The 13445-nt window shown below is 40.1% G+C and carries 11 protein-coding genes and 1 rRNA gene; 9 read left to right on the plus strand and 3 right to left on the minus strand.

What is annotated here, in order from left to right:
- Positions 1-59: 59 nt before the first annotated feature.
- Positions 60-1597 (minus strand): 16S ribosomal RNA (locus KIP84_RS15270).
- 573 nt (positions 1598-2170) lie between these two features.
- Here KIP84_RS15270 and KIP84_RS15275 point away from each other — a divergent pair.
- From KIP84_RS15275 to KIP84_RS15305, 7 genes are all read left to right on the plus strand, one after another.
- Complete coding sequence (locus KIP84_RS15275; protein ID WP_005066322.1) at positions 2171-3049, plus strand: VacJ family lipoprotein; 879 nt, start codon at positions 2171-2173, stop codon at positions 3047-3049.
- A 111-nt stretch (positions 3050-3160) separates the two neighbouring features.
- Entirely contained in the window at positions 3161-4129 is a 969-nt protein-coding gene (gigA, locus tag KIP84_RS15280; protein WP_002117221.1) for an RsbU family protein phosphatase GigA, read from the plus strand.
- 102 nt (positions 4130-4231) lie between these two features.
- Positions 4232-4753 (plus strand): anti-anti-sigma factor GigB, encoded by a 522-nt coding sequence (gene gigB / locus KIP84_RS15285; protein WP_002117273.1) that lies wholly within the window; start codon positions 4232-4234, stop codon positions 4751-4753.
- A gap of 25 nt (positions 4754-4778) precedes the next feature.
- Entirely contained in the window at positions 4779-5603 is an 825-nt protein-coding gene (locus KIP84_RS15290; RefSeq protein ID WP_032005320.1) for a carbon-nitrogen hydrolase family protein, read from the plus strand.
- A 14-nt stretch (positions 5604-5617) separates the two neighbouring features.
- On the plus strand, positions 5618-5992 hold the full coding sequence (locus KIP84_RS15295) for a DUF4951 domain-containing protein (RefSeq protein WP_005804300.1): 375 nt from the start codon (positions 5618-5620) through the stop codon (positions 5990-5992).
- 165 nt (positions 5993-6157) lie between these two features.
- A complete protein-coding gene (locus KIP84_RS15300) occupies positions 6158-6595 on the plus strand; it encodes a MarR family transcriptional regulator (RefSeq protein ID WP_063098140.1) in 438 nt (145 codons plus the stop codon).
- Positions 6596-6682: 87 nt separating this feature from the next.
- Complete coding sequence (locus tag KIP84_RS15305; RefSeq protein WP_005066315.1) at positions 6683-7114, plus strand: organic hydroperoxide resistance protein; 432 nt, start codon at positions 6683-6685, stop codon at positions 7112-7114.
- A 56-nt stretch (positions 7115-7170) separates the two neighbouring features.
- Here KIP84_RS15305 and gspE read toward each other — a convergent pair whose 3' ends face one another.
- Positions 7171-8661: a type II secretion system ATPase GspE gene (gspE, locus tag KIP84_RS15310; protein WP_005066314.1), complete on the minus strand. Its 1491-nt coding sequence runs from the start codon at positions 8659-8661 to the stop codon at positions 7171-7173.
- A 96-nt stretch (positions 8662-8757) separates the two neighbouring features.
- On the opposite strand from gspE, the gene KIP84_RS15315 reads away from it, so the two are divergent.
- A complete protein-coding gene (locus KIP84_RS15315; protein WP_002117309.1) occupies positions 8758-9579 on the plus strand; it encodes a hypothetical protein in 822 nt (273 codons plus the stop codon).
- 9 nt (positions 9580-9588) lie between these two features.
- On the plus strand, positions 9589-10506 hold the full coding sequence (locus KIP84_RS15320; RefSeq protein WP_005066312.1) for a mechanosensitive ion channel family protein: 918 nt from the start codon (positions 9589-9591) through the stop codon (positions 10504-10506).
- Here KIP84_RS15320 and KIP84_RS15325 read toward each other — a convergent pair.
- On the minus strand, positions 10496-13300 hold the full coding sequence (locus KIP84_RS15325) for a DUF2339 domain-containing protein (RefSeq protein WP_213688847.1): 2805 nt from the start codon (positions 13298-13300) through the stop codon (positions 10496-10498). The two genes, KIP84_RS15320 and KIP84_RS15325, sit on opposite strands and share 11 nt — an antisense overlap.
- Between the last annotated feature and the right edge of the window lie 145 nt (positions 13301-13445).

Consider the following 13445-nt stretch of genomic DNA (forward strand, 5'->3'; position numbering starts at 1 on the left):
TCAGATACATCTATGAAGAACAACTTGTTGTGGATTCTTACCAATCGTCAATCTTTCGTTAAGGAGGTGATCCAGCCGCAGGTTCCCCTACGGCTACCTTGTTACGACTTCACCCCAGTCATCGGCCACACCGTGGTAACCGCCCTCTTTGCAGTTAGGCTAGCTACTTCTGGTGCAACAAACTCCCATGGTGTGACGGGCGGTGTGTACAAGGCCCGGGAACGTATTCACCGCGGCATTCTGATCCGCGATTACTAGCGATTCCGACTTCATGGAGTCGAGTTGCAGACTCCAATCCGGACTACGATCGGCTTTTTGAGATTAGCATCCTATCGCTAGGTAGCAACCCTTTGTACCGACCATTGTAGCACGTGTGTAGCCCTGGCCGTAAGGGCCATGATGACTTGACGTCGTCCCCGCCTTCCTCCAGTTTGTCACTGGCAGTATCCTTAAAGTTCCCGACATTACTCGCTGGCAAATAAGGAAAAGGGTTGCGCTCGTTGCGGGACTTAACCCAACATCTCACGACACGAGCTGACGACAGCCATGCAGCACCTGTATGTAAGTTCCCGAAGGCACCAATCCATCTCTGGAAAGTTCTTACTATGTCAAGGCCAGGTAAGGTTCTTCGCGTTGCATCGAATTAAACCACATGCTCCACCGCTTGTGCGGGCCCCCGTCAATTCATTTGAGTTTTAGTCTTGCGACCGTACTCCCCAGGCGGTCTACTTATCGCGTTAGCTGCGCCACTAAAGCCTCAAAGGCCCCAACGGCTAGTAGACATCGTTTACGGCATGGACTACCAGGGTATCTAATCCTGTTTGCTCCCCATGCTTTCGCACCTCAGCGTCAGTGTTAGGCCAGATGGCTGCCTTCGCCATCGGTATTCCTCCAGATCTCTACGCATTTCACCGCTACACCTGGAATTCTACCATCCTCTCCCACACTCTAGCTAACCAGTATCGAATGCAATTCCCAAGTTAAGCTCGGGGATTTCACATTTGACTTAATTAGCCGCCTACGCGCGCTTTACGCCCAGTAAATCCGATTAACGCTTGCACCCTCTGTATTACCGCGGCTGCTGGCACAGAGTTAGCCGGTGCTTATTCTGCGAGTAACGTCCACTATCTCTAGGTATTAACTAAAGTAGCCTCCTCCTCGCTTAAAGTGCTTTACAACCATAAGGCCTTCTTCACACACGCGGCATGGCTGGATCAGGCTTGCGCCCATTGTCCAATATTCCCCACTGCTGCCTCCCGTAGGAGTCTGGGCCGTGTCTCAGTCCCAGTGTGGCGGATCATCCTCTCAGACCCGCTACAGATCGTCGCCTTGGTAGGCCTTTACCCCACCAACTAGCTAATCCGACTTAGGCTCATCTATTAGCGCAAGGTCCGAAGATCCCCTGCTTTCTCCCGTAGGACGTATGCGGTATTAGCATTCCTTTCGAAATGTTGTCCCCCACTAATAGGCAGATTCCTAAGCATTACTCACCCGTCCGCCGCTAAGATCAGTAGCAAGCTACCTCTCTCCGCTCGACTTGCATGTGTTAAGCCTGCCGCCAGCGTTCAATCTGAGCCATGATCAAACTCTTCAGTTAAAATCATTTTGCACCTTATTTAAAGACAAGGTGCCAATTCTGGCTCATCAATTACTGACTTAAATTTCGCTCAAATAAACTTCGAGTAATTTAAACCAATCAATCAATGAAAATTATTTCGATTAATCAATCAGTAAAAATCCACACAAGTTGTTCTTCAATTCTCTTAATGATCTTCTTCCTGGTTCGTCACCAGCAAGCTAGGTCGGCTATATTACTCTTAATCTCTTAAAAGTCAACAGGTAATTTCGATATTTTTAAAACTTATCTCTCAAACCAACTTACCATCAAATTCATCACTTAAAGCAATTAACTTAATCACAAGTAACTGTTTTTCAACAAGTTTCTATCTGCATCACCGCCGATGGATGTGCATTATAGACCATTAACTTACCTTTGCAACCCTTTTTTTAAATCAACACCATCAACTGGATACTTTTTAAGCTTTTTAGCATTTTATCTATATTATTTGATCAATTTTACATTGATAATAGGTTATCAATTTTGTATTAAAACATATCTCCACCCAACTGCACATTTAAGTATTAGCCTGGCTGGCGGTTAAGGAATTATATGAATTATTCTAATTTAATTTTACTAAGCGTATTATCTGTAGGTGTTTGTACCTCTCTATATGCTCAAGAAAATACTATAAGTGAATCTTCTGATGCTAGCTCACTAGAAGAAACAGCACCGACTCATACGCGCTCACAAATTATTAAAGATTTAAAAAATATTAAAGTTAAAGATTTAAAAATTAATGCGAATGCAGCACAACCAGATCCTGTAAAAGACCCATTACAATCATTAAATCGTCCAATTTACTCATTTAACGACATGTTGGATCGAAATTTTTTACGCCCAGTTGCTGTGCAATATAGAGAAAAGACTCCAGAAGATGTCCGTGGTTCTTATCGTCAGTTCCGTAAAAATCTTGGAGAACCTTGGAATGCTGTTAACCAGCTTATTCAAGGTCGCCCTGGTCGTGCAGCAAAAACCATAGGTCGCTTTACAATTAATACATTAACGACTCTTGGTTTAGCTGACCCTGCCAGCCGTTTAGGTTTACCGACTGAAGAAGAGAATTTTGGTGTAACTCTTGGTTACTATGGTGTTCCTTCAGGCCCATTCCTGATGTTGCCTTTTTTCGGGCCAAGTACCTTACGTGATGGTTTTGGTTTAGCAGTAGACGCCCAAGCACGTCCACAGAAATATGTTATGGATGATCAAGAGGGTCTTTATTGGTCAAGTAATATGTTACAAGCGGTTGATACACGCGCTCAATATCTGGATCTAGATCAGACCTTACAAGGTGATCAATACGCCATGATTCGAGACTTATATCTCCAACGTAAAGCATTCCAAATTGCAGAGAAAAAGGGCGACTCAGCTGATGTATCTTTCATTGATGATGATTCAGAAGACACACCAGATGACAATCAAAACCCTTAAAAGATGAAATCAAGGTATTGCTTAGATTAAGAGTTCGGCAATACCTTGATTTTGATCATACATACTCTATGATGAATAAAGTGATCATATAAAAGGACTACCATCTCTTCTATGTATTTTATTAAACCGACACGCTCTATCCCTTATTTAGAGCAAGCTTTGGATAAACTGCCAGGCTTACAAGTCATTAACATAGATGATTTAGATTTATATGATCCAACCATCATTGCAATAGCAGATGTACAAGATTTCCTGACATATAAATGGAATTTACCAACGATTGTCATTGCTTTTGAACATGAAGGTAGCGCTTTAGCTCAAGCTTGGGAAGCGGGTGCTCTTGCAGGTTGGGTATGGAATCAACTACCTAATGATTTAAATAAAGCATTATCAAGAATCGATGCTCAATATAAACGCAACCAAGATAGTCGTGATTTACCTTCAGCTGCTGAACTACAAAAAAGACTATTGCCTAATCCAATTGATTTATTAAATTATCAAGTCGAAACTTTCTTTCAGCCTTCAGCTTATCTTTCTGGTGATTGGTATGACTACTGGAAATTAAATGATAAGGAAGTTTTATTCTATCTTGCCGATGTTTCAGGGCATGGCGTAACTAGCAGCTTATTAACATCTTGGATGGCAGCTTTCCATGGCCGCTCTAAAACACCAAGACAATTAATAAAAAAATTAAATGGAATGTTGGTTCAAGAAAATATTGAAAAACACATTACAATTGTGGTGGGTATTTTAAACCTTGAAACACATACGCTTCGCTGGTCAAGTGCTGGACACTACCCTCCTCCTATCATTTTTGAACCTAATCAAGCTCCCAAAATTCTAACAACAAGTAGCTTCCCATTAGGCTTGACTGATGAACTCGAAGTTGAAGAGCATGTTTGCACATTAAATCACCAAGCACGCTTCATTGTTTGCTCAGATGGAGCCCTTGAACCTTTTGATGGTGGGTTAAATGATCAATTCCAACAATTGGTTCATCATTTGCAAAATCAATCATTCCAAGCACCCGATCATGTGGCTGATGACATTGCCATCTTCAGTCTCTGTCGAATGAATTAATTTACGAATCAATTAATTACATAATATACGACTTAAGGACTCTTGAGTCTGCGATGGCACTATGTGATAATTTTTCTATCCTTCTCTGAAAATGGCATTTATATGTCAACAGGTCATGTTGAATATGCAAGTTTAAATGGAACGCATATTTTCAAACTTATTGGTGAAGTGCGAGCCCATTCTTGTATAAGTCTAGACAAACTTTTAAACAGAATTGAACAGCAAGAGAATGTTGTTGGTGCAATCGTTGATTTAACCCAAACAACATTTATTGATAGTACGGTGTTAGGCATCCTGGCTAAGCTAGGTTTAAAGCTTAAACAAACTCATCATATTCAAGCTGTGATGCTATCTACCAATCCAGATATCACAACCTTAGCCAACAGTATGGGGCTAGGGCAGGTTTTTGTCATTTTGAATTACTGTGGCGATCCTAACGTTTGCACATTAACGCTAACTGATGAACAGATCACTCATAATGCAATGCTAAGAACAGTTCTGGATGCACATAAGACATTGATGAAACTCAATGCAAACAACCAGAATATGTTTGAGCCACTTGTGAAGCAGTTACAGAAAGAACAAGATACGCTTGAACAGGTATCAGATAAGCAAAATGCCTGACTTTAATATTAAGGCGGATTAGAATATGACCCTTATTTCTGTTGCTCAAATGAACTCGCAAGATGATATTGAAAATAATTTTCAAGTCATTGAGTCGTTGATTCAACAAAGTAAGGCGCAAAATGCTAGCCTGATTGTTTTCCCTGAAAACTTTGTATGTTTTGCAGCTGGAAAACAACGCGAAACAGCTGAGCAATTTGAGTCTATTCAACAACGGCTTGAGAAACTAGCACATCAATATCAAATCTGGATTGTGGCCGGTACCTTGCCATGCCCATTTCGTCCAGATGGATCTACCATTCAAGATGGTAGAGTCCGGACGGTTAGTCTTTGTATTAGCCCTGAGCGTACAGAAGCACGTTATGACAAGATCCATTTATTTGATGTACAAGTGGGTGATGCTGTCGGTGGTTATCAAGAGTCTCGTTTCTTTGAACCTGGAACAGACGTAGTAGTCACATCTACCCCTTTTGGCAATATTGGCTTAATGGTATGTTATGACTTACGTTTTCCAGAGCTTGCTCTAACTCTGAGACAACAAGGCGCTCATCTTCTTACTGCTCCTGCTGCATTTACTTATACAACTGGACAAATGCACTGGCAGCTTTTGCTACAAGCTCGGGCAATGGATAGCCAATGTTATGTTTTAGGCGCAGCACAACAGGGCTGGCATGGTGAAAAACGACAAACCTGGGGACACTCTGGGGCAACAGATAGTCGTGGCCAAATTTTAAGTATGATTGGATATGAAGGGAGTGGTTTAATCACTGTACCCTTTGATTTAACAGCACAAGAACTCGTCCGGTCTTCAATGCCTCTGATGACTCACCGTAAATTGATTCATTATTAAAAGTTTAATTATTCATGTGGAAATACTTATTTAGCATTTTTTGCTTGGGGGCAAATATTCATTGTTATGCAGAGTTTGGTACAACAAACCATTTTGTTTCGCCTGCTGCACAGCTCAACTCAGATATTCTTCCAGCAACTCCTAAAAATATCCCCTTGCCCGCTTTTGGCCAAAGAATTATTGGCTGGGGTACAGGCGCAGAAGGTGCTAGACAACGTTTAGAAAATATTCAGCCAGCAGATGTTTCTGTGATTAAAAAACAAGGAACAACGCTTGAAATGATTACTGCATGGCAAGATTTTTATGAACAAGAGCAGCAACGCAATGCAAATAATCCTACCGCGAAGTATCGTGCGCGTTTAATGAAAAAGATTGCAGATTTGTGGTAAACACTTTCATCTAGAATATTTTTATCTTATGGAATAATTGATGTAATTATTCCATTTTTTATATCCCTTAATTTACTTTATTCATAACCTATTCTTATGAACATTTAAGAAACTGAATAGAAAGCGATATACTACAAAAGCAATATTAGTTTCTTTGAGGAAGATATGGACCAAGACTGTCAAAACTTAAAGCTTGAGAATCAATTATGTTTCCTCATTTATTCAACAAATTTAGCGCTTAATCAGCTCTACAGAAAACTACTAGCGCCTTTGGGTATCACCTATCCCCAATATTTAGTTATGTTAGTGTTGTGGGAGCAGGATGAAGTAACTGTTTCCGAAATTGGAGCTAAACTTTTTTTAGAATCATCTACTCTCACACCTATCTTGAAAAAGTTAGAAGCTCTGCATTTACTTCGTCGTACCCGTTCAACTCAAGATGAGAGACAAGTGATTATTACACTGAGTGATGAAGGGAAAAAATTAAAAGATCAAGCAATGGATATTCCGGCAGGTGTATTAGAAGCAAGTTCATGTGATATGACAACGCTATTAGGCCTTAAAGACCAACTTACTAAACTCCGTACAAACTTAGTCAAATAAACAGCAATTTTTTCAAAAAATATACTTGTCAAAATAATTAAGTCGTGTACGATATATTTGTATTCAATTTAATTTAGGAATAAAACGATGTCATTAGAAAAAGTTGTTTATCGTGCAAAAGCTAAAGCAACCGGTGGTCGTGATGGCCGTGCGACTTCATCAGACGGCGTATTAGATGTACAACTTGGTGTACCTAAAGAAATGGGTGGCGCTGGTGGTGCTGTAACAAATCCAGAGCAGTTATTTGCAGCTGGTTATTCAGCATGCTTTTTAGGTGCTTTAAAATTCGTTGCAAACCGCGATAAATTTAACATTAGTAAAGATGCTTATGTAGAGGGTGAAGTAGGTATTGGACCAATTCCTACAGGTTTTAGCATCGAAGCGACTTTAAATGTTTACTTAGTGGGTATGGACCGTGAAGAAGCTGAAAAGTTAGTTGCAGCAGCTCATATTGTTTGCCCATATTCAAATGCAACTCGCAACAATATTGATGTAACCTTTAATATTGTGACTGAATAAGTTTTAATATTAAAAAAAATGCCCGAATCAAATCGGGCATTTTTTTATCTTACATATTATGCTTCACTTGCCTCATTGGTTACACGAAGCACTTCTTCGAGTGTAGTTTTACCTGTAAGTACTTTGCGCAAACCATCATCACGAATAGAACCTGAATACTCACGAGCATGATTTTCTAATTCATATTCAGCTGCGTTACCATGAATTAGACGGCGCATAGGTTCATCAACTGGTACGATTTCATAAATCGCTGTACGTCCATTAAAACCTAAATGTGAACAATGATCACACCCTTTGGCTTCAGGTAACTGCAGCAACGGTTCATTATTAATATGTTGAAAAACCTGTTTTTCAAAAGTATCAGCTTCACGCCATGTCATACAATGTGGACATAAAGTACGAACCAAACGTTGAGCAATCACCCCAATTAAAGAGCTTGATAATAAGAAGGGCTCAATTCCCATATCTTTAAGTCGAGTAACCGCACCAATAGCGGTATTGGTATGCAGTGTTGATAAAACCAAATGACCTGTTAAAGATGCTTGAACTGCAATTTCAGCAGTTTCCAGATCACGAATCTCCCCCACCATCACCACATCAGGATCTTGACGTAACATTGCTTTTAAAGCACGAGCAAATGTCATATCCACTTTGGTATTCACTTGGGTTTGACCAATGCCTTCGAGTTGATATTCGATTGGATCTTCAGCAGTTAAGATATTACGAGTATTGTCATTTAGATCAGACAAGGCTGCGTATAAGGTAGTCGTTTTCCCCGAACCTGTAGGCCCTGTGACCAGAATAATACCATGGGGACGATGCACTAACTGAGTTAAACGCTCATAGTCATTAGCCATTAAACCCAAGTGAGTCATGTTGAGACGGCCCGCTTGTTTATCAAGCAAACGCATAACGACCCTTTCACCATGTGACGATGGCAAAGTTGAAACACGCACATCCACTTCACGGCCAGCAAGACGTAAAGAAATACGTCCATCTTGTGGTACACGTTTTTCAGCAATATCAAGCTTCGCCATAACTTTAATACGCGAAACTAGTAAAGGCGCCAACTCACGGCGTGGTTGTACAATCTCACGCAATTGTCCATCTACACGTAATCGTACAGATAGTTTCTTTTCAAAAGCTTCAATATGAATATCAGAAGCCCCTACTCGAATTGCCTCAGAGAGAAGTGCATTGATCAGACGCACAATAGGCGCGTCATCTTCCTGGTCCATCAAGTCTTCTGTTTCAGGAACCTGATCGGCCAAACTCAATAAATCCGGATGATCTTCTAAACCAGCCGCAACTTGTTGTGACTCCCCTGTATCACCTGCATAACTCGTACTTAAGAGCGTATTAAATTCTTGTTCAGTACATAATTGATAATGAGCTGGCTTACCCAAGATACGTCTTGCTTCCTGCAATGCAATTTTTTCAGTGTTTTGACGTCTAATAATAAATACCTGATCACCGTCATAACGAAATAAAACACCATGACGCTTGGCAAAACTATATGGAACTTGTATTTGTTTCAATATTTGCATCACAATTTATAATGATGAGTAAGATGATTTTGAGTGTACTCTAAGCAGATTACAGCGTGAAGTCTGTTTAACAACTCGGTAGAGGAATTTTGCGTCTTGTTTGAAAATAATGAATATCAGCCTCGCCCCCAGAATTCTTTAAAATGGTGGGGTGAACAGCACTTTGAAATTAACCAGTCCAAAGCATGGCAATTCGGTTCAATGCTCTTTCGTTTAACACGTGGCATAAAAGAATGGCGCATCGAATATTATCGTCCGTCTCTCCAAGACGATAATGAACAAGATTGGCACCCAATTGCCGATCCACATTTTGCCTTTCCGCATACGGTTCAAGTAGAACGTTACATGTTTCGAAAGACCAACCCAGAATTTTTACTGATGCCACGTCTGGCAGATCGTTCTGTGGTTATTAAACCTGTTGATCCTATTTATATTCCAGCAGGTCAACGTGGGACTCTATATATAAGTACACCATTATGGATTGCAGGCTTAGTTGAAAGTCAGCATGAACCTTTGTTTGAGATTCCTGTAATTCAGCCTAAAGATACGTGGTTTGGTCCTAATGCGCAGCAAGGAGAAATCTGTTATGCCACTTCCGTGGATGGACGTACTGATTTAAATCTATTAACACCACGCGCTTTCCGTGCTGTTACTCCAATTGACTTTCACAACACAAGTAATCATCAATTACGCTTTGATCGTATGAATGTGCCAGTTACTGCTCTTCCTCTTTTTTATAGTGAAAGTACAGGTCGTTTGTGGACTTCTCAAATTAAAGTTTATTATGAGGGTTCTGATCGTCCGGCGCGTATTCGTATTGAAAACCGTACGCCACCTCTTGCTGGTGAAGTGACCTATGTTCACCCACCACGCTCACCTGGTGGAGCATTATTCAATATGTTTGATTCATTCTTTTAAGAGGTTTATATGGCTGATTCAAATATTCCAAAAGATATCGCTGATAGCCTCAAAAGTATATTTACCAATATCAATACCGAACGTATTAGTGAAATTTTAGTCGCTGTTGTACTGTGTTTCATTGGCTTTGTTCTTGCTCGTATTATTTCGAATACGTTTATTAGAACCATTGGCTCACGTTTTAATGCTCACCAACGTCTGGTATGGCGCCGTGGTATTTTTTATTTTATTTTCCTACTCTTCATCATGACAAGTTTGAAAGAAGCTGGGTTCAAACTTAGTGTATTCCTTGGTGCAGCAGGGATTTTAACTGTAGCACTCGGTTTTGCATCGCAAACATCTGCCAGTAACTTGATTAGTGGTTTATTTTTGATTGGTGAAGGTTCATTTGAAGTCGGTGATACGATCCAGATTACTCTCATTCGTGGTAATACAATTGAAGGTGAAGTCATTTCAATTGATTTGCTTTCGGTAAAATTACTTACACTCGACAATGTCTATATTCGTTTGCCGAATGAACAGCTTATTCGTGCGCCTGTACACAACTTATCTAAATATCCGATACGACGTATCCCAATTACGCTCGCAATCAACTTTCACGAAGATATTATTAAAGTCCGTGAGGTTCTACTGAATGTAGCAGCTCATTATCCACTTGTACTGGATGATCCAAAACCTGCAGTTACGGTTACCGCATTCAGGGAGTCATCAATTGAGCTTTTATTCACGATGTGGTGTAGACAAGAGAACTCTTTAAAAGTTCGAGATGAAATGCAAGAACGTATCCGAAATGGATTTTTAGATAACCGAATTGAAATTCCTGTTCCTAAAATGGGCTTGATTGATCGACCGTCTACCGGTTTTGCTGAAGACGATATCGATCAATATAGCAATCAAAAAGAATTAAAACGAGAGCCTAAAGCTTAGGCTCTTGATTCTTCTGCGCGGTAAACGACGGGGGTAATGGCGCAAGATAAGCAATAATTAACATTACTCCACCTGCCCCAATAAACGAAATGACTCGAGTTAATGTCGCACTTTGTGATAGATCAAGCAAAATCAACTTTAATACCACAATACCTAAAAGTGCAGCACCTACAAACCAGAGTTGACGAATCATTTTACGGCTTGAGAATGTAGTGAGTACAAATGCCAAAATGACCCAAAGCAATGTCAAACTTAACTGCACTTCACCATTCGTCCAAATTGCTAAGCTCCATAGTGGTGTCCCCCAGTAATGATGTAAGCCCCTAACGACCACACTACTGAATACCAATAACCCAGCTAAAATTGTTGTAATTTTAAAAGTCCACTCCAGTGATTTATCTTGATCAAAAGCATGTTGATAAATAATAAAGAGCAGACCTGCAAATACTACAATAGAAAGAAAATCAGTTAAATTAAATAAAGGAACAAAATAAAGGTACTCAGCAGAGTGGCGATCAATGCTCACAACTAGCAACCAAATTAAGTTTAAACACCAAACAGGAATTTGATGCAACAATGTAGTTTTATGAGCCTTATACGCCCAAAGCGAATAAACCACAGGGATAAAAGCCAGAGCAACAACTGGCATTTTTGGAAAGATCGCCAAACCAACTACTGCTAACGCCAACCAGCTTAAACCAGCCCAGACATTTAAGTACCCAGACTCATCCAACTGCGGTTGAGCCATAATAAATAAGGCACTTAGAATAATGGTAGCGACCAGGAAAGTAGCTTGTTGTAATGAGTCTACCCATTTAAACAACGTAAACACTTGACTCGCAAACGCTTCACCCAAAACTAACAACAGTAACAAGCTAATTAAAATTAACTGCAAACTTTGCCATTGCACACGAAGTTTATAGTGAACGACTGCGCTAAATATTGCGATTAGAACTACGGCGAACATCAAATATGGACTCAAAGAATGATGATACCATGCCATTATTTCTACACCAGCTACAGCACCCGCATACATTCCTAAACACAAGAAAATGCCACTAAACATGCTTGCGCTAAAATAGCGTTGCTCTTTACTGTTGTATTGCAATAAATAAAAGGCAGAAATAAATTGGGCAATTGCATAGATGCTTGTGCTTAGCGTTGGGAACTCTTCATTGGCCCAAACCTGATAAAACAGCGCAATAGAGCTGAGTAAAACTAAAACTACGCCAATATATCGGCTTAAACGGTAGCGCTCAGTTACTCCCCACACAATTAAAGCTGTACCTTGAGCTACCCAACCAATTGCTGTCCAATGTGCTCCTTTTGCAAGTGGAAAGATTAAGGCAAAAAATGCAACGGCGAGGATGAAAAAGCTTTTGGCAAGAACTGAAAGCTGAGGATGAGTTTTTTTAATCCAAAAAGTTAATAGCGCATATGTACCCGCCAAGACAGCAGCACCAATCGTCAACGCTTGTGTAGACTCATGTACTAAGTAAGCATGTAGCGTAAAGCCCAGCACAGGCACACTAAAAATAAGACCCACATCTAACAGCGGAGGTAAACGAATACCTTCTTGTTTTTCATGTGCTGACGTCCGAGATATATTTTGGCTATAACGAACACTTAACCAAATAAACAGCGCGATATGGCACCACAAAATCCAGTCCAATGTATTAAATTTTGCGGGTTCTGCATAAAATGCGATTGCACTACCACCAATAAACATTGTGGCAAAGAAAGCAATTTGATTTAAGATTTTCCAAGGCTGAATAAAGTTAACCGCAGCAACTGCTAAGTTAATTACCAAGTAGTAGCTAAATAGAAAGGTTACATCAGGGCGATATTGCGGAATAACTAAAGGAGCCGCATAAGCCATACCAAGTGCTAATATTGCCAAATAAATAGCTTGTTGTTTTAAGCTCAGGAATACCGTAATAGCTAATAAAATCGTAAACAGAATACTCGCTGTAGTTAGGTTGGCAATTACACCAAAATGATGTGAGAACACAAGTGTCAGGAATACAACAGCCAGCCCGACACCTTGCAATGCCACAGCAAACAGCTGATTTTTCTTTTGCAATGTATACCCAAATGCCGTTAACACACCTCCAGCAATCGCAATAAATCCAAGTTTTACACCTAAACTAAGCTGCCAATGCTCACTTGCAAAACGTAATAACAACACGACCCCAACCATAAGCACAGCAACAGCAACTCTTAAGATTGGATTGCCATGAATCATCCAATCCACGGCTGGTTGCCACCATGCGGCCTGTACATGTGCTGGTTGTTCTGTTTGGTTGAAAGTTGCTGTTTCGGCAGGGACTAGCGTGTCTGTATTATTGGAACTAACTTGTTCTATTACAGGATTTATAACTTCTGTTTGTATGGTCTCATTTACATGAACAGTTTGTTTTGCAGACTCGAGGTATAATAGTCGAGTATGAAATGCACTGATGGTTTGAATCAAACATAGCAATAAAACAAGTAAAGCCCCACCAGCAATCCACATCCAATGATTGATATAAGCAACTAATGCAACCAAGGCGGCCGCATAAATCACTGTTCTTTGCATGTGAATAGAATAAAGTGGCGTTTTCTGCTGAGAAAACTGCTGTTCTAAATGAGTTAAACGCTCATGCAGATTTGACAGTAATTGAACTAGAATGACAGTAAGTGCAATAGATAAAGCAATAACAGCACTCTGAAATTTAAAACCAATTGAAATGGCTAAAAACAAAGTCAAAGCGATCAAAACAATGATCATTCCCTGTTTGTCTTTTTTATACATGGGCTTAGCAATATGACACCTTCATTACAGGTCATCTTACTTCAAGCCAATACAAGCGTATATTTATACATACAAAATACTGCAAAAATCATAAACCTGCATTCATAGCCGTTTTCACGTAAAATACCCGTAATTCAGATTAAGG

Origin of the sequence: Acinetobacter sp. BHS4, from assembly GCF_018454425.1 — a bacterium.
Lineage (GTDB): Bacteria > Pseudomonadota > Gammaproteobacteria > Pseudomonadales > Moraxellaceae > Acinetobacter > Acinetobacter pittii.